Origin of the sequence: Curtobacterium sp. NPDC092190 (genome assembly GCF_044755625.1) — a bacterium.
Taxonomy (GTDB): Bacteria; Actinomycetota; Actinomycetes; order Actinomycetales; family Microbacteriaceae; genus Curtobacterium.
In genome coordinates this window covers 1-17,004 of the sequence record NZ_JBIVRJ010000009.1, presented here as the reverse complement: position 1 = coordinate 17,004, position 17,004 = coordinate 1, and the positions used below count along the sequence as shown (strand labels likewise).

At 72.7% G+C, this 17,004-nt stretch carries 16 protein-coding genes; 5 read left to right on the top strand and 11 right to left on the bottom strand.

The annotated features are described in order from the left end of the window. Positions 1 to 154 precede the first annotated feature (154 nt). The 3 genes from glgX to ACIQFY_RS15965 all read right to left on the bottom strand — a co-directional run bounded on the left by glgX (position 155) and on the right by ACIQFY_RS15965 (position 3,768). Positions 155 to 2,173, bottom strand: a complete 2,019-nt coding sequence (gene glgX, locus ACIQFY_RS15975) for a glycogen debranching protein GlgX (RefSeq protein ID WP_209684531.1) — start codon at positions 2,171 to 2,173, stop codon at positions 155 to 157. A gap of 136 nt (positions 2,174 to 2,309) precedes the next feature. Next, the gene (gene msrA / locus ACIQFY_RS15970) at positions 2,310 to 2,831 is read right to left on the bottom strand and encodes a peptide-methionine (S)-S-oxide reductase MsrA (protein ID WP_066651533.1); all 522 of its coding nucleotides are present in this window, start codon (positions 2,829 to 2,831) and stop codon (positions 2,310 to 2,312) included. Between the two features lie 154 nt (positions 2,832 to 2,985). Then, the gene (locus ACIQFY_RS15965) at positions 2,986 to 3,768 is read right to left on the bottom strand and encodes an SDR family NAD(P)-dependent oxidoreductase (RefSeq protein WP_209684528.1); all 783 of its coding nucleotides are present in this window, start codon (positions 3,766 to 3,768) and stop codon (positions 2,986 to 2,988) included. Positions 3,769 to 3,854: 86 nt separating this feature from the next. Here ACIQFY_RS15965 and ACIQFY_RS15960 point away from each other — a divergent pair, with 86 nt between their 5' ends. Continuing rightward, the gene (locus ACIQFY_RS15960; protein ID WP_400340902.1) at positions 3,855 to 4,709 is read left to right on the top strand and encodes a helix-turn-helix transcriptional regulator; all 855 of its coding nucleotides are present in this window, start codon (positions 3,855 to 3,857) and stop codon (positions 4,707 to 4,709) included. Between the two features lie 120 nt (positions 4,710 to 4,829). Next, positions 4,830 to 5,090 (top strand): hypothetical protein, encoded by a 261-nt coding sequence (locus ACIQFY_RS15955; RefSeq protein WP_066651540.1) that lies wholly within the window; start codon positions 4,830 to 4,832, stop codon positions 5,088 to 5,090. Positions 5,091 to 5,125: 35 nt separating this feature from the next. Here ACIQFY_RS15955 and ACIQFY_RS15950 read toward each other — a convergent pair whose 3' ends face one another. Continuing rightward, complete coding sequence (locus ACIQFY_RS15950; RefSeq protein WP_066651542.1) at positions 5,126 to 5,734, bottom strand: TetR/AcrR family transcriptional regulator; 609 nt, start codon at positions 5,732 to 5,734, stop codon at positions 5,126 to 5,128. A gap of 78 nt (positions 5,735 to 5,812) precedes the next feature. Between ACIQFY_RS15950 and ACIQFY_RS15945 the strand changes: the two genes are divergently transcribed. Then, on the top strand, positions 5,813 to 6,427 hold the full coding sequence (locus tag ACIQFY_RS15945; RefSeq protein WP_066651543.1) for a GNAT family N-acetyltransferase: 615 nt from the start codon (positions 5,813 to 5,815) through the stop codon (positions 6,425 to 6,427). A gap of 79 nt (positions 6,428 to 6,506) precedes the next feature. On the opposite strand, the gene ACIQFY_RS15940 is transcribed toward ACIQFY_RS15945, so the two are convergent. The 4 genes from ACIQFY_RS15940 to aztB are packed head-to-tail and all read right to left on the bottom strand — an operon-like array spanning position 6,507 to position 10,694. Then, complete coding sequence (locus ACIQFY_RS15940; RefSeq protein ID WP_066657621.1) at positions 6,507 to 7,691, bottom strand: hypothetical protein; 1,185 nt, start codon at positions 7,689 to 7,691, stop codon at positions 6,507 to 6,509. 26 nt (positions 7,692 to 7,717) lie between these two features. Continuing rightward, positions 7,718 to 8,623: a metal ABC transporter substrate-binding protein gene (locus ACIQFY_RS15935; RefSeq protein WP_066651544.1), complete on the bottom strand. Its 906-nt coding sequence runs from the start codon at positions 8,621 to 8,623 to the stop codon at positions 7,718 to 7,720. Beyond that, positions 8,620 to 9,822, bottom strand: a complete 1,203-nt coding sequence (locus ACIQFY_RS15930) for a hypothetical protein (protein WP_066651545.1) — start codon at positions 9,820 to 9,822, stop codon at positions 8,620 to 8,622. Before ACIQFY_RS15930 ends, ACIQFY_RS15935 begins: the two co-directional genes overlap by 4 nt. Beyond that, positions 9,819 to 10,694 carry a zinc ABC transporter permease AztB gene (gene aztB, locus ACIQFY_RS15925; RefSeq protein ID WP_400340899.1) on the bottom strand — a complete coding sequence of 292 codons (876 nt, stop codon included), beginning with the start codon at positions 10,692 to 10,694 and terminating at the stop codon, positions 9,819 to 9,821. The genes ACIQFY_RS15930 and aztB overlap by 4 nt, the downstream gene beginning before the upstream one ends. Positions 10,695 to 10,744: 50 nt before the next feature. On the opposite strand from aztB, the gene ACIQFY_RS15920 reads away from it, so the two are divergent. Then, on the top strand, positions 10,745 to 11,371 hold the full coding sequence (locus ACIQFY_RS15920) for a metal ABC transporter ATP-binding protein (protein WP_400340897.1): 627 nt from the start codon (positions 10,745 to 10,747) through the stop codon (positions 11,369 to 11,371). A gap of 20 nt (positions 11,372 to 11,391) precedes the next feature. On the opposite strand, the gene ACIQFY_RS15915 is transcribed toward ACIQFY_RS15920, so the two are convergent. The 3 genes from ACIQFY_RS15915 to ACIQFY_RS15905 are packed head-to-tail and all read right to left on the bottom strand — an operon-like array spanning position 11,392 to position 14,823. After that, positions 11,392 to 12,126, bottom strand: coding sequence for a copper homeostasis protein CutC (locus ACIQFY_RS15915; protein WP_400340896.1), 735 nt, complete (start codon positions 12,124 to 12,126; stop codon positions 11,392 to 11,394). Further along, entirely contained in the window at positions 12,126 to 13,646 is a 1,521-nt protein-coding gene (locus ACIQFY_RS15910) for a M81 family metallopeptidase (protein WP_400340894.1), read from the bottom strand. The genes ACIQFY_RS15915 and ACIQFY_RS15910 overlap by 1 nt, the downstream gene beginning before the upstream one ends. Continuing rightward, positions 13,639 to 14,823, bottom strand: a complete 1,185-nt coding sequence (locus tag ACIQFY_RS15905) for an ROK family protein (protein WP_209684502.1) — start codon at positions 14,821 to 14,823, stop codon at positions 13,639 to 13,641. Before ACIQFY_RS15905 ends, ACIQFY_RS15910 begins: the two co-directional genes overlap by 8 nt. Positions 14,824 to 15,037: 214 nt before the next feature. Between ACIQFY_RS15905 and ACIQFY_RS15900 the strand changes: the two genes are divergently transcribed. Then, entirely contained in the window at positions 15,038 to 16,834 is a 1,797-nt protein-coding gene (locus ACIQFY_RS15900; protein ID WP_209684501.1) for a peptide ABC transporter substrate-binding protein, read from the top strand. Positions 16,835 to 17,004 lie beyond the last annotated feature (170 nt).

Below are 17,004 nucleotides of genomic sequence, written 5' to 3'. Positions count from 1 at the left end.
GGGGCCGGGGGGGGGGCCGGGGGGGACCCCCCCCCGCGGGCGGGTTTTTGTGCCGGGCGCGGGGTTCCCCCACCCCCCCCCCCCCCCCCCGGGGGGGGGGGCGGGGGCCCCGGGGCCCCCGCGCCTCCCGTCCTCGTGTCCGTGCGTCCGGGGACTAGACCAGTGCGGTGAACGACGCGTCGCGCACGAGCAGCGTCGTCGCGTCGCCCTCGACGGCCTGATCGTGGTCGCTCGACAGGCCGAGCGACCACGTGCCGCCGCCCGGCTTCTCGGGCAGCGTGAACTCGACGGTCGTCCCCGAGGCGTTCAGCAGCACCGCGACGGTGTCGTCGCCCTGCTGCAGCACCAGGATCACCGCGCGGTTGCCCGCGTCGGCCCAGTCGCCGTCCTCGAAGCCCTGCGCGTCCGCGCGGAGCACCTGCACCGTCGACTCCGAGTCACCGGGGGCCGTGCGGTACCAGAGCGGGCGGAGCGCCTCGTGCTGCTTGCGGAACGCGATCGCCGCGGTCGTGAAGGCGAGCAGGTCCTGGTCGGCGGCCTCCCAGTCGAACCACGAGATCTCGTCGTCCTGGCAGTACGCGTTGTTGTTGCCGCCCTGCGAGCGGGCGATCTCGTCGCCACCGAGCATCATCGGGATGCCCGCGGAGAGCATGAGCGTGCCGAGGAAGTTCCGACGCTGGCGGTCGCGGTAGTCGTTCACCGCGCCGTCGTCGGTCGGGCCCTCGATGCCGCCGTTGAAGGACGTGTTGTTGCTCTCGCCGTCGTTGTTGTCCTCGCCGTTGGCCTCGTTGTGCTTCTCGGCGTACATCGTCAGGTCGGCCAGCGTGAAGCCGTCGTGCGCGGTGACGAAGTTCACCGAGCAGAGCGGGGAGCGACGGGAGCCCTCGTACACGTCGGGGGAGCCGAGCGTGCGCTGCACGGCGTCGCCGAGCGTGCCCTCGTCGCCGCGCCAGAACGCGCGGAGGTCGTCGCGGTACTTGCCGTTCCACTCCGACCAGTCGGCCGGGAACCCGCCCACCTGGTAGCCGGCGGTGTCCCACGGCTCGGCGATCATCTTCACCTCGCGGAGCACCGGGTCCTGGTGGATGATGTCGAGGAACGCGGAGTGCTTCTCGGCCTCGCCGTCCTGGCGGGTGAGCGTCGTCGCGAGGTCGAAGCGGAAGCCGTCGACGTGCATCTCCTCGACCCAGTAGCGGAGCGAGTCCGTGATGAGCCCGAGTGCGGACGGGTGCGACACGTTGAGCGAGTTCCCCGTGCCGGTCGTGTCGAAGTAGTTCGCCTCGTCACCCTCGACCAGGCGGTAGTACGACTGGTTGTCGATACCCTTGAAGGACAGCGTCGGGCCCATGTGGTTGCCCTCGGCGGTGTGGTTGTAGACGACGTCCATGATGACCTCGAGCCCCGCGGCGTGCAGGGCCTTGACCATCTCCTTGAACTCGGTGACCTGCTGGCCCGCCGTGCCCGAGGACGAGTACTCGTCGTGCGGGGCGAAGAAGCCGATGCTGTTGTAGCCCCAGTAGTTGCGGAGGCCCTTGTCGGCCAGGGTCGAGTCCTGCACGAACTGGTGCGTCGGCAGCAGTTCGACGGCCGTGACGCCCAGGTCGGTCAGGTGCTTGATCGCGGCCGGGTGCGCCAGGCCCGCGTACGTGCCGCGGATCTCCTCGGGCACGTCCGGGTGCTGCTTCGTGAAGCCCTTGACGTGCACCTCGTAGACGACGGTGTCGCGGTACGGGGTGTGGAGCAGCGTGTCGCCGTCCCAGTCGAACTCGCGGTCCGCGACGACGGACTTCGGCATGGCGCTCGCCGAGTCGGTCTCGTCGATCTGCTCGGGGTCCTCCATGTCGTGGCCGAAGAGGGCCTGGCCCCACTCGTACGAGCCGTCGACGGCGGTCGCGTAGGGGTCGAGCAGGAGCTTCGCGGCGTTGTGGCGCAGGCCGTTCGCCGGGTCCCAGGCGCCGTGCACGCGGAAGCCGTAGCGGGTGCCGACGGTCACGTCCGGCACGACGTCGTGGAACGTGTAGCCGGTGCGGTTGCGGAGCTCGGTGCGGTGCTCGGTGCCGTCCTCGTCGAAGCGGCAGAACTCGACCCGCTCGGCGGTGCTGGAGAAGAGCGCGACGTTGGCGCCCCCGTCGACGAGCGTGACGCCGAGCGGGGTGCGGGAGGAAGTGGTCATGCTCCCACTTGTAGTGGTCGGCGACTGTGTCCTCGGGTCGGTGACGTACCCCGGACATGCCGGACCGACGACGGACGGGAGGCGCGGTGCCAGCTGGCACCGCGCCTCCAGACCGTCACGTCGTCACGACGTCACGTCAGACCGTGGCGGTCGCCTCGTCGCGGTGCGGGAGCTTCCAGCCCGGGCGCACGAAGTGGCAGGTGTACCCGGCGGGGTACTTCTCGAGGTAGTCCTGGTGCTCCTCCTCGGCCTCCCAGAAGTCACCAGCGGGCTCGACCTCGGTGACGACCTTGCCCGGCCAGATGCCGGAGGCGTCGACGTCCGCGATGGTGTCGAGTGCGACCTGGCGCTGCTCGTCGTTCGTGAAGTAGATCGCCGAACGGTAGCTGCGACCCACGTCGTTGCCCTGCCGGTCCTTCGTGGACGGGTCGTGGATCTGGAAGAAGAACTCGAGCAGGTCGCGGTAGGAGATCTGCGACGGGTCGAAGACGATCTCGACGGCCTCGGCGTGGTCGCCGTGGTTCCGGTACGTGGCGTTCGGGGTGTCGCCGCCGGAGTAGCCGACGCGCGTGCTGATGACGCCGGGTCGGCGGCGGAGGAGCTGCTGCGCTCCCCAGAAACACCCGCCGGCGAGGATGGCGGTCTCGGTCGTGGTCATGCTGGCCTCCTGGGCGTCGTCGTTGCCGCTGGCTGCGGCATCACCGGGTGCAACCGGCGACCCCGGGCGCGTGTTCCCGGGTCGTGGTCCATCGTGCGCCCCGGTCGTCGGTGCACGGACGGCCCACGTCCAGCCGGGCGCCACCGCGGGTGCGTCAGGCCCCGGCGCCGCCGTCCACCGGGATGCTCGCTCCGGTCACCATCGAGGCCCGGTCGCTGAGCAGCCAGGCCGCCACCTCGGCGACCTCCTCGGGGCGGGCCATCCTGCCGAGCGGTACCGAGGCGTCGATCTGCTCCGTGATCCCCGGGGTCGCCGCCTCCCACGCGGCGATCATGTCCGTCGCGGTGCCACCCGGGGTGATGCCGTTGACCCGGATGCCCTCGGGCGCCCACGTCACGGCTGCCGTCTCGGTGATGCTGTTCAGGGCGCGCTTCATCGCCCCGTAGGCCGGCAGTGCGGGGTTGGCCCGGCGGCTGCCGATGCTCGACGTGTTCACGATCGCCCCGCCGCCGGAGCGGCGCATCAGGGCGGCCTCGGCGGTCATCGCGACCCAGTGGCCCCGGAAGTTGACCGCGAACTGGGTGTCGATGTCCTCGTCGCTCGTGGCGTCCAGCGGGCCGGGCTGCTGGATCGCGGCTCCGTTGTTGAAGGCGCCGTCGAGTCGCCCGTGCAGCTCGTCGACCCGGTCGACGGCGGCCCGGATGCTCGCCGGGTCGGCGAGGTCGAGCGCGACGGCGTCCGCGGTGCCGCCGGCGTCGCGGATCCCGGAGACGACGGTCTCGAGGGACCCGGTGCTCCGCGCGGCGAGGACGACTGCGGCGCCCTCGTCGGCGAAGAGCCGGGCGGCGGCGGCACCGATGCCGCGGCTGGCGCCGGAGACGAACACGACCTTGCCGGTGAGCAGGCCGTTCGGACGGGTGGTGGTGTGATCGTTCATGCCGTCAGCGTCCGTCCCGCGGTGGCCGCGCAGCCAGGTACACCCGGTACCAGGACGCGACGTGCCCGCGGGGGGAGGATCGGGACATGGACAAGCAGGAGCTGGCCGCGTTCCTCCGCGCACGGCGCGAGCGGTTGCGGCCGGAGGACGTCGGGCTCCCGTCGGGGACCCGCCGGCGCACACCCGGGCTGCGCCGCGAGGAGGTCGCCGTCCTCGCCCACATCTCCACCGAGTACTACGTCCGGCTCGAGCAGGCACGAGCCCCTCGGCCCTCCGCCGAGGTGCTGGCCGGCATCGCGGGGACGCTGCGCCTCACCGACGCCGAGTCCGACCACCTCCACCTGCTCGCCGGGACCGCCCGGACACGGACCGCGAGCATCCGGCGTCAGGTGCGGCCGAGCATCCTGGCGGTCGTCGACCGTCTGCCGCTGACCGCTGCGATCGTGCTCGCCGCCGACTTCGAGGTCCTCGCGTGGAACCCCCTGGCCGCCGCGCTCCTGGAGGACTTCGCCCTGCGGGACCGTCGGGGCCGCAACCTCGCCCGGCAGGCCTTCCCCGTCGGCGGGACGGGCGGGGCGTCCGAGCCGCCGTACGGCATCTCCGACGGCGCCGAGTTCCGGCACCAGGTGGTGATGCAGCTGCGGACGACGCTCGCGCAGCACCCGACGGACGTGGAGGTGATCACGCTCGTCGACGAGCTCCGGACGGGGAACGCGGAGTTCGCGCGGCTCTGGTCACGACACGACGTGCAGCCGGCTCCGGTGCTCACGAAGACCTTCCACCACCCGTCGGTCGGGCCGGTCACGGTCGACTGCGACAGCCTCGCGCTCGTCGACGGCGACCAGTTCCTCGTGCTCTACACCGCGGCGCCGGGATCCGCCGACGCCGATGCCCTCGCGCTCCTCGGGATGCTCGCCACGCAGACTGCCGAGCGCGGCTGAGCCACGACGGGCCGGCGGTGACGACGTCGGTGGACGCGGTGCGCACCCGTCGACCCCGCACGTGCGTGTCGTCCTGCGATCGCCTACCATTCGAACACACGTTCGAATCGGGAGGTCGGGATGATGTTGACGCACGAGGTCGCCACGGTGTGGTGGGAGCGCGGGGTGCCGGACCGGATGGTGTGGCGGGACCGACGCTGGCGGGTGAGCGACAGTCCGACGCGACTGACCGCGACGGCGGAGTTCTTGCCGTCGGCGATGACCCACGCGCCGGAGCGCACGGTGGGGTGGCGCTTCCAGGTCAGCGCCGAGGGGGACGCCGTCGTCGTCGACATCGTCCCCGAGGGCGACGGCTGGGTGGTCGCGCGGACCTGGCGCTGATCGCGAGCGAGTTCGTCCACCCGGCCCGCCGGTGCTCAGCGGGTGAGCGCGTGCGCCAGGCCGCGGACGAGCACCGCGCGTGCGCGATCGGTCGACGTGCCGTCCGGGTCACCCCACGCCGCGCGCCCGAGGCCGTCGACCAGGGCGAGCACCGCCTCCGCCGCCACCGCGGTCGGTTCGGCGAGCTCGACTCCGTGCCGCGCGGTCCAGCGGGTGATGCCGGCCGCCACCCCGTCGCGCCAGAGGGCTCGCTCGGCGGCGACGAGTGCGTCGTCACCGTCGAGGGCGGTGCCGCTGACGGCCTCGAGGAGGCGGAAGCGTTCGGGCTCCCGGCGCACCAGGTCCAGGTACGCGGCCACTCCGGCATCGATCGCGTCGGCGAGGTCGTGCCGCGCATCGGCAGCGGCGAGCACGCGGGGGAGGACGTCCCGTGCCTGGCGTTCGAGGAGCGCGACCACCAGGTTCCACCGCGCGCCGAAGACGTAGTGCACCACTCCGTGCGCCACGCCGGCACGCTCGGCGACCGCCCGCGTGGTGAGGCCGGTCACCCCGTGGTCGCGCACGACGAGGGCAGCCGCGTCGAGGAGCTCGTCACGCCGTTCCCCTCGGGGGCGGTACGACCGCGTCTGCTGGTCCTGTGTCATCACAGGAAGCGTACGGGGCGTCCGCAGGAGTGGTCGGCAAGCTGATCTGGCCAGCTGGCCGAAAGTGGAGGAGTCCCCGTGTCGATCACCGTCCGTCCCGCATCCCCGTCCGAGGTGCCCGCCGCCGCGACCGTGCTCGCCGAGGCCTTCGCCGCCGACCCCGTCCTCGGTGAGGTCCGACCGCCGCGTCCGGGCGAGGACCGGGTCGTCGTGCTCGGCGCCCTCTTCGCCGCGCTCGTCCGGGCCGTCCCCGAACGCGCCCGGGCGCTCGACGTCGCGGTCGACGAGGGCCGGCTGCTCGGCGCCGCGTTCTGGCAGGCGCCTCGGCCGCACGTCGGCGGCACGCTGGCGTTCGTCCGGCAGGTCCCGGCACTCCTCCGGGTCCTCGGGACCGGCGGTGCCCTCCGCGCGCTGCGGCACCTCCGACGGATGGACCGCGCCCGCCCCGATGCGCCGCACTGGTACCTCGCCGAGATCGGTGTCGCTGCCGCGGCCCGAGGTCAGGGGGTCGGCGGGCTCCTGCTCGACCACGCGCTGCGCCGGGTCGACGCCCTCGCGCAGCACGCGTACCTCGAGTCCTCGACGCCGCAGAACCGCCGGCTCTACCGTCGCCACGGCTTCGGGGACGGTGCGCCGATCACCGGCTTCCGGGCGGCCGCTCCGGTCTCGATGTGGCGACCGGCGGTCGGTTGAGCCGCGACCGACGGACGGACGGGAGGCGCGGTGCCAGCCGGTACCGCGCCTCCCGTCCGTCGGGTGGTGACGTCGGCCGTCAGGCGACCGCGATCTCGTTGGGGACGCCCGGCAGCTCGTCGCTCGACGCGACGACCTCCCCGGTGGTGAGGTCCACCGCGTGGATCTTCCGCTCGGTCGGGTCGGTCACGTACGCGACGTCACCCGCGACCTTCAGTGCGGGGTGGGCGTCCTGCCACTCGGTCGGACCCTCCCAGGCGTCGAGGACGTCGAACGTGTCGATCGGCTCGCCCGTCTGCTCGTCGAAGGTGTGCAGGGCGCCGTCGGAGCCGAGGATCACGGCTTCGTCACCGGGACCACGCGCGATGTCGCGGAAGGTGAAGCCCACACCCTCGGGCATGTCGGCCACGCGGTACTCGCCCGACGCGGCGTCGATGAGTGCGACCTGGTCGAGCAGGTAGCCCTCGCTGTCCGGGTCGTCGTTGTAGTCACCGACGGCCACGGACGAGTCCTCGGTGGTGAACAGGTTGCCGGTGCGGCCGTACTCGGTCGGGGCGTCGATCTTCGCGAAGGCGCCGTCCTGGTAGACGAGGGCGCCGTCGGTGCAGCCGAAGACCGCGACCTCGCCCTGCACCGCTCCCTCGCCGTGCACGTTCGGGCACTCCTCCGAGTGGGCGAGCTCGGTGCCGTCCTCGTCGAGGGCGCGGACGCCGGTGCGCTCCTCCTCGGTGCCGATCGTGCTGAGGAGCGTGCCGTCCTCGAGCACGATCGCGACGCCGTGGTGTGCCGCCTCGGACTCCGTGGTCTCCACCTCGGGCAGCGTGGCGCCGTCGAGGTCGTCGTGCTCGAACACCGTGACGTCACCGCTGCCGTCCGCGAAGAGCGCGGTCTTCTCGCCGTGCACGACCGCGTGGCCGCCGGTGTCGGCCGGGAAGACGGCGTCGGTCAGGGCCGGGTCTGCGGCGGTGTCGAGGACCCGGAAGCCCTCGGGCACCGTGACGAGCACGTGGCGGCCGTCCCCGGCGGGGTTCACGCGGGTGAAGCCGTCGATGCTGTCGTCGGCGACGACCCGCAGGTCCTGGTCGAGGGTGAGCAGGCCGCCGTCGTACGTGAGGACGATGCGGTCGCCCTCGGCGGATGCGGCCTCCGTGGTGCGGGTGCCCTCGGCCTCCGCGTCGGCGGGGCCCGTCGAGCAGCCGGTGAGGACGAGGGCCGCGGCGCCGAGCAGGGCTGCGGGCGCGAGCGTGGTGCGCAGAGTTGTCATGCCGTTCACTGTACTGATTCTCATTCTCAATTAGAAACCGACAGGCCGTCGACGATCGCCGCCGTGTTCGACCGCATCATCCCGAGGTAGGTCGAGGCGACACCGTCCTCGGTCAGCGACTCGGTGGCGAGCGGACGGATCGCCACGTGCACGTCCACCTCGTCCGCCAGCACCTCGGCCAGCCGTGCGGGCTGCGAGAGGTCGGCGAAGATCGTCGGGACGCCCGCCTCGTCGATCGCCGACGCGAGGTCGCGCAGGTCCGCCGCGCTCGGCGATGCCAGGGTGGTCCCGCTCGGGATGACGGCGCCGACGACCCGGAAGTCGTACCGGTCCGCCAGGTACCCGAACACGTGGTGGTTCGTCACGAGTGCCCGTCGGTCCTCCGGGATGCCCGCGAACGCGTCGGACATGTCCGTGTCGAGCGTGGCCAGCTCGTCGAGGTACGCGTCGGTCCCGCTCGGCTCGACGCCCGCGTCCCGCAGGGCGTCGTCGAGGGCCTCGACGACGTCGACCATGCGTGCGGGGTCGGTCCAGAGGTGCGGATCGGGGCCGCTGTCGTCCTCCGTCGTCCACTCGAGCGCGTCGACGTGCTCGCCGGCCGTGAACACCGGGACACCGTCGGAGGCGGCGGCCTCCACGTGCCGGGCGACGCCCTCCTCGAGCCCGAGCCCGTTCTCGACGACGAGGTCGGCGCTCCGGAGCCGGGCGGCCTCCTGCGCGGAGACCTCGAACGAGTGCGGGTCGGCACCCGCCGGCATGAGGACCATCACGTCGGCCGCGTCCCCGACCACCTCGGTGACGACGTCGCCGAGGATGTTCGTCGTCACCGCGACGACCGGGCGGTCCGACCCGGCGGACGAGCACCCCGCCGTCACCGCGACCAGTCCGGCGGCCACGGCCAGCGCGGCGCTGGCGCGGAACCGGCGGGTCACAGTCCGACCTCGGCGAACGCGACGGGCGCCGCGGCCAGGTCGATCGACCGCGCGAGGCGTGCACCGTCCGCGAAGTCGATCTCGTGCACCTGCTGCCCGGAGGCGTCGGCGACGTAGGCGCGCTGGGCGTCGAGCTGCAGGAGCGGCTGCTCGCCGGGGTCGAGCAGCGGTTCGGTCCTGGCGACCGCGCCCGTCGTCGCCGCGATCACCACGACACGACCCTGGTCGTCCACACCGACGACGTGCTCGTCCTCGTCGTCGACGGCCGTCACGGCGCGCAGGGGTCGTTCGGTCTCCACGAGTCGCCAGGTGCCCTCGCGGCTGTCGAGCAGCCACGCGCCCCGGTCACCGGCGAGCCCGGCGACCGTCGGTCGACCCGCGCGGGCGGCGAACGCCGTCGGGCGTGCGGCCCCGTCGGGCAGTGCGACGGTGGTGGTCTCGCCGTCCTCGCCGAGGACGACCGCCCCGTCCGAGCAGCCGACCACGGCGCCGGCCCGGGTGACGATGCCGCCCGCGGGGTCGGTGCACGCGGCCTCGGCGCCGGTCGGCTCGCCGTCGGCGTCGAGCACCCGGACGCCGTCGTCGGTGCCCGCGACCAGCTGCTCGCCGAACGGCAGCAGGACGGTCGCGTCGATCCGGACGGTCTCCTCGACGTCACCCTGTCCGAGTGCGGCCCGGTCGAGGACGACACCCTCGCCACGCTCCGGCCAGGTGATGGTCGTCATCGTCTCCGACGAGTGCACCTCGACGGGCCCGCCGCCGTCGATCGAGCCCACCACGCGCGGTTCGGCCGCGTAGTAGTGCGTGTGGTCGCCGTGGTCGACGGTCCACGAACCGCCGTCGACGATCGTGGTGCGGTCCTCGGTGCTGCTGACGAGGAACCGCCCGTCGGTCGCGGAGTGCTCCGGCGCCTCGACGTCGTCGAGCGCCGTGGTCTCGCCGCTCAGCAGGTCGTGCACCGCCGTCTCGCCGGCGGCGGACACGGCCAGGAGGCGCACCTGCGGCTCCTGCGCCTCGCTCGCGCCTTCGACGTAGCCGTGGGGCTTCGCCGTGCCGGTCGCGTCGTCGGCAGCCGGTCCGGTGGTGCCCGTGGTCGAGCAGGCGGTCAGGCCGAGCGCGAGTCCGGCGGCCACCGCTGCGGTGGTCAGGCGTCGCGCCGCGACGCGACGGGTCGTGGTGGTGATGGTGGGGTTCGTCATGCTCCCTCTCGTGGTGCTGGTGCTGGTGCTGGTGTGGTCGTGTTCGTCCGCCGCCCCCGGTGCGGCAGCAGGGCGACGAGGCCGCGGGAGACGGCGACGCCCGCGACGGCGACCGCCGCGATGCTCGCGCCGGCGGCGGTTCCCGCGTGCCAGGAGACGAGCAGGCCGGTGGTGACGGCGGCGCTGCCGATCACCGCGGCGAGGAGCATGGTCGAGCCGACCTGCCGGGTCCAGGCCCGGGCTGCGGCAGCGGGCGCGAGCAGGAGCCCGACGACCAGGAGCGTCCCGACCGCGCGGTAGGACGCGACGACCGCGAGCGTGACGAGCCCGACGAGCACGACCTCGGCCAGTCGGGGGCGGAGGCCGAGCGTCGCCGCCTTCCGGACGTCGAAGGCGGCCGCGGTGAAGGGCCGGTGGAACGCCGCGGCGAGGACGAGTGCGACGGCGACCGCGACGGCGAGCCCGCCGAGGTCGGTCCGGGTCACGGCGAGGACGTCCCCGAACAGGATCGCGGTGACGTCGGTGGCGAAGGACCGAGACGAGGACACGATGATGACCCCGAGGGCGAGCATGCCGACGAACAGCAGCCCGATCGAGGTGTCGTACGACAGCCGGGCGCGACGACGGAGTGCGCCGACGCCGACCACCATCACGCCCGCGCTCACGGCGGCTCCGAGCACGGCGGGGATCCCGGTGAGGGTGGCGACCGCGACGCCCGGGAGCATGCCGTGTGCGAGTGCCTCGCCGAGGAACGCCATGCCCCGTACGAGCACCCACGTGCCGACGACCGCGCAGAGGACCGCCGCCAGGGTGCCGCCGACGAGGGCGCGCAGCATGAAGTCGACGGAGAACGGGTCGGTCAGCCAGGTCACGCTGGGAAACGCTACATGAAAACGACTATCGATACTGATAGCGTGCTCAGGTGCTCACCACCGCGCTTCCCCCTGCCCTCGAGGTCACGCACCTCGTCGTCCGACGCGGTGACCGGACGGTGCTCGACGGTCTCGACGCGACGTTCCCCGCCGGAGCCGTCACGGCGCTCACCGGACCCAACGGATCCGGCAAGTCGACGCTGCTCGACGCGCTCGCCGGAATGGTGACGCCCGTCGGCGGAGGCGTGTCGGGCCTCCCGTCCGGCGGTGTCGCGTACGTGACCCAGGCGGTCCCGCCGTCCGCGCTCCCGCTGACCGTGCGGTCGACCGTCGCGATGGGGCGGTGGCGGGCACGGCCCTGGTGGCGACCGCCCGGACGGGCGGACCACGCGGTGGTCGACGCGCAGCTGGACCGGATGGGCATCGCCGACCTCGCCGACCGGCCGCTCGACGAGCTGTCCGGCGGGCAGCGGCAGCGCACGCTCGTCGCCCTCGGTCTCGCGCAGCGCGCGCCGGTCCTGCTCGTCGACGAGCCGACGGCGGGCGTCGACGCGGCGTCCGCGGCCCTCGTGACGGCGGCGCTCGCCGCGGAGGCCGCCGCGGGTGTCGTCGTCGTCCACGCGGCGCACGACCCGGTCGCGATCGCCGCTGCGGACCGGGTCGTGGCCCTGGGCTGACGGCTCCGCCGGGACCGCCGTCAGGCCGACTGATCGAGGGCAGTCCGCGCTGCTGCCACCACCGCCGCGTCCGTGACGGTGTGGCCGGAACCGTCGTCGCCGCTGCCCATCGGGACGCCGTCGTGACCGCCCGCGACCGACCGCTTGGCGGAGAGGTGCACCGCGGCGACCCCGGTCGCGACCAGTGCTCCGATGTCCCGCGCGTGGACCCCGGCCCCCGCCATCACCTGCACGGGCCCGGCGGCGTCGACCATGCGCGCGATCGTCGTCGCTCCCGCCGGAGCGCTCGCGGCGCCGCCGGAGGTCAGCACCCGCGTGACGCCGAGGTCGGCGAGCCGCGCGACCGTCGCGACCGGGTCGGCGGCGTGGTCGACCGCGCGGTGCAGGGTGACCTCGGCGTGCGCGGAGACCGAGCGGGTGGCGGCCACGAAGCGGCGGAGGGCGTCCTCGTCGAGGGTCCGGTCCGGGCGCAGGGCACCGACCACCACCCCGGCCGCTCCCGAGCGCAGGACCGTGCGGACCTCCCGCTCCATGAGCGCGAGCTCGTCGTCGTCGTACGTGAAGCCCCCGGGGCGGCAGCGCACCAGGGCGTGCGCCGGGATCCCGGTCTCGTGCGTGGCCTCGACCAGGGCCTGCGAGGGCGTCAGGCCGCCCAGCTCCAGGCCGATGCAGAGCTCGACCCGGTCGGCGCCCCCGTCACGGGCGACCAGGGCCCCGGCGGGCGACGTCACGGCGATCTCGAGGGCGACGGTCATCAGGCGGCTCCGAGGGGTTCGTTCGACGGCGGCACGATGCGCGCGGACAGGTCCGGCGGCGTCGCGAACTCCCGATCGTAGGGGAACAGCGGCCGCTCGATCCGGTGGTGCCCGAGGCGGAGCAGGTCCTGGTCGACCCCTCCCGGAGTGAGCGCCAGCATCCAGTCGGCCGCCATGTCGAAGAGTTCCGGCTCGAGGTAGCCGATCTTCACGACGACGACGTCGGCCCGACGCGGGTCGAGGTCGAGATCGGTGAAGTCGTGCTCGTGGTGGTACGGCTTGCGGAGCGTCGTCAGGATCGCGAAGACGCTGCCGACCTGCAGCACGACCTCGGTCTCGGCGTCCCGGTCGCCGTGCTCGACCGCGTGCACCCGGCCGGTCATCGTGATCGGCCCCGCGTGCACGTCGTCGACCTCGGCGCCCGCCGTCACCGTCACGGTCGCACCGACCCCGGCCGCGACCGCCTCGGCGACGGCGGCCGGGCCGGGGACGCTCGCGTAGATGACGGTGGGGCCGTCAGGGGTGGCGAAGGCCGGGTGTGCGAGCACCTGCGTGAGACCCCAGGTCATGTCACCGGAACCGCCGGCGGTCGGGTTGTCACCGGAGTCCGACACGAAGAACGGACGCGCGGTCCCGGGTGCGAGGGCGGCGGCGAGGCACTCGTCGAAGGAGCCCGTCGGTGCCACGAACACGAAGTCCTCGCGGGCGTCCCAGAACGCTCGGGCCAGGCGCTCGGCGCCCGCGGCCACGACGTCGCGGTCCCACCCGGTGACGACGGTGACGGCACGGTCGCGGGGCTGGTCGGCCCAGGCGTACCCGACCCAGATCGCCGCGTCGAGGACGCCGTCCTCCTGCTCGACCTCCGGTACCTGCCCGTAGATCGATGCCGCGGGCTCGATGCGCGTGGAGGTCTGCTCGCCCGGGAGCAGCACCGGGATCGGGACCCACGCCTTCACGGGTCGTCGCGCTCCGACGGGCCTCGTGGTGAGCACGTCGACCAGGTTCCGGACCGCGCGCTCCTTCGTCTCGAGGGCGTCCTCGTGCGGGGCCATGCGGTAGCAGGTGACGAGGTCCACCTGGTGCGCGAGTTCCCGCGTGACGTTGCCGTGCAGGTCCATCGATGCCGACACGATGACGTCCGGCCCGACGACCGCGCGGATGCGGCCGAGCAGGTCGGTCTCGGCGTCGTCGAGCCCCTCGACCACCATCGCGCCGTGGATGTCGTACCAGAGGCCGTCGACCGGCCCGATCGCCGTCAGGCGCGCGACGATCTCGTCGGCGAGTTCCTCGTAGGCCTGCCGGGTGACGACCCCGCCGGGCAGTGCGTGGCCGATGAGCGCCCCGCGGAAGTCGGCTGAGTCCGCGTACGACGCCAGGAACGGGTACCGCGCCACGACCTCGTCACCGCGGTCCGGGTGGAAGGCGGGCGCGAGGGTCCGGGTGGGCGTGAAGGTCGAGGTCTCGATCGCGAGTCCGGCGATCGCGATCACCGGGCGACGGCGGGCGGGGGTCTCAGACACGGGTGCTCCTGTTCCTGGTGGCGGACTGCGGGATGGGGGCGGACAGCGCCTCGAGCGATGCCGCGAGTCCGCGTTGCAGGGCGAACTGCCCCGCTCCGACGAGCCCGGCGTCCGCGCCGAGCGACACCGGTTCGATCGCGAGGTGCTGGGTCATGAGCGGGTGGCAGCTCTCGTACAGCTGGCTCCGCACGGCGGCGATGAACGGGTCGAGGGTCGACAGGATGCCGCCGAGGTACACGGCGTCAGGGTTGAAGAAGTTGACGTTCGCTGCCAGGACCTCGCCCAGGTAGCGGCCGGCCATCCGCACCGCGCGGGTGGTCTCCGGGTGCGCGTCCGAGGCGAGCCGGACGACGTCCGCGGTCGAGGTCACGTCGACCCCCGCGGACGACAGGACCCGGACCAGGGCGGCGCCGGACGCGACGGTCTCCAGGCATCCGGTGTTGCCGCACGAGCACGGGGTGTCCCCGGCCGCATCGATCCGGACGTGCGTGATGTCGCCCGCGGACCCGGTCGAGCCGCGGTAGAGGCGGCCGTCGATCACGATGCCCGCACCGATGGCGGACCCGGCCTTGATGGTGATGGTCTGCCGGCGGGACGGGTCCCGCACGGTCTGCTCACCCGCGGCCATGCAGTTCGCGTCGTTGTCCACGACGGCGGCCAGGCCGAAGCGCTCGGAGAGCCAGTCGACCACGGGGAACCCGTTCCAGCCGGGCATCCGGCTCGGCAGGTCGACGACACCGGCCTCGACGTCCACCGGCCCGGGGAGGCTGACACCGACGCCGCGGAGGCCGTCGCGGCCACGGTCGTCCGCGAGCTGTTCGAGCAGGCCCGCCAGGCGGCCGAGTCCGGCGGTCGGGCCGTCGGCGAGCGCGAAGGGGACCGTTGCGACGGACTCGAGTGCGCCTCCCGGCAGCACCACACCGATGCGCACGTGTTCGCCACCGACGTCCGCCGCGACGGCGTACTCGTCGGTACCGCCGATGCGGAGCACCTTGCGCGGGCGCCCGCCCGTGGAGACGTCGGTGCCCTCCTCCGCGAGGAGCCCGTGCCGCAGCAGCTGTCCGACGACGTGCGACACCGTCGAGGGCGCGGCGGCGAGGAGCTCGGCGATCTCGGTGCGACTCGACGCCTGCCCCGTGGCCACGAGCTCGAGGACGCGAGCGCTGAGGTCCGGCACGACTTTCTCCAATCTCGACGGGCAGCGGTGATCTGCCCCTGTCCACCGCGACGATACGGGCGCTCCGCGCGGAGGACGCTTTCGTGCAATCCGCAGAAACACACTATTTACACGGAGATGTTTGTTTTTCCAATGCGCCTGGTCCTTGACTGTCCCCGTGCCGCCGGCACCCGTGCACCACCCTCCCGACGTTCCTCACACAAGGAGACACCGCATGTCCAAGCCCCGTCGCTGGGCGCTCCTCACCGGAGCCGCGATCGCCGTGAGCGCCCTGCTCGCCGGATGCTCCGGCGGCGGCAACGCCTCCACCGCGTCCGGATCCGATGAGATCAACTACGCGCTCCCCGCCAACTTCACGCCGAACTGGATCCTGCCGATCGGCACCGCGGCGCACCTCAACACCAACAACGGCTCGATCGCGCAGTCGTTGTACGAACCCCTCGTCGCCTACGACGGCTCCACGGGCAAGATCGCCTGGAACAAGGCGGGCTCGGTGGCGACCGCGGCGGACTTCGCGAAGGACGGCACGAGTGTCACGATGACGCTCGGCGACCGGCACTGGTCGGACGGCAAGCCGATCACGAGCCGCGACGTCGCGTTCTGGTTCAACCTGATCAAGGCGAACAAGGACCAGTGGGGTTCCTACTCCGCGGGCAAGGCGCCGGACAACTGGACCTCGTTCACGACGGTCGACGACACGCACTTCACGATCACCTTCGACAAGGCGTACAACCCGGACTGGATGCTCGCGAACCAGCTCAGCCACATCATCCCGCTGCCGCAGCACGCCTGGGACAAGACGAGCGCGAGCGCCGAGGTGAGCGACGCCGACGAGAGCACCGACGGCGCGAAGCAGGTCTGGAAGTACCTCAACACCGCCGCGGGCAAGATCGCCGACTACGCGTCCGACGACCTGTGGAAGACCATCTCCGGCCCGTACGGCGTCGAGGCGTTCACCACCGCCGGCAAGGTCACCCTGACGGCGAACACGAAGTACGACGGTGGCGAGAAGGCGCAGATCGGGACCGTCAACCTGCTGCCGTTCACGACCGCGGACGCCGAGGTCAACGCGGTGCGGTCGGGCGAGGTGGACTACGGCTACATCAACGCCACCGACATGGACCAGGAGGACTCGTTCACGGGCAAGGGCTACGAGGTCGAGCCATGGACCGGTTGGGCGATCACGTACATGCCGTACAACTTCAACAACCCGACGATGGGTGCGGTCTTCAAGCAGCTGTACGCCCGTCAGGCCGTGCAGATGTCGATCGACCAGACCGCGCTGTCGAAGGTCGTGTTCAACGGCACCGCCACCTCGACCTACGGTCCCGTCCCGCAGGCGCAGGAGTCCGACTTCGTGTCCGAGGTGCAGAAGAGCAACCCGTACCCGTTCAGCACCGCGAAGGCGAAGGAACTGCTCACCAGCCACGGTTGGACGAAGCAGGGCGACACCATGGTCTGCACGGACCCGGGCACCTCGGCGGATCAGTGCGGCGACGGAGTGGCGAAGGGCACGAAGTTCACCATGCAGGTGCTCTCGCAGTCCGGCTCCACGGTCACGGACAACATGATGAGCGCGATCCAGTCGTCGCTCGCGAAGACCGGTATCGGCTTCACGATCAAGACCGCGCCCGTCTCGAGCGTGCTGTCGCAGACGCCCACCTGCACGAGCGACGAGGCGTCCTGCGACTGGGACCTCTCCTTCTTCGGCACCGCCGGCAGCTGGTACTTCCCGGCCTACCCGACCGGGGAGTCGCTCTTCCAGACCGGCGGTTCGGCGAACTTCGGCTCGTACTCGAACAAGGAGGTCGACTCCCTGATCGACGCGACCACCACCTCGACCGACCCGACCACGGTGCAGGACTACAGCGCCGCGGTCGCGAAGGACCTGCCCGTCATCTGGCTGCCGAGCCCGGACTACCAGATCTCGGTCGTCAAGCAGGGCCTGACCGGGTTCGACCAGGACTCGCTCGCCAACTTCCACCCGGCCCAGTGGAAGTGGAGCAAGTGAGTCGCTGACGCGACCACGGTCTGGAGGCGGGGGGGGGGGGGGGCGGGGCCCCCCCCCCCCCCCCCCCCCCCCCCACCCCCCCCCCCCCGGCGCGCCCCCCCCCCCCCGCCCGCCCCGGGGGGGGGGGGGGGGCCGCCGGGGGGCGCCCACGCGGAGGGGGGGGGGGACGT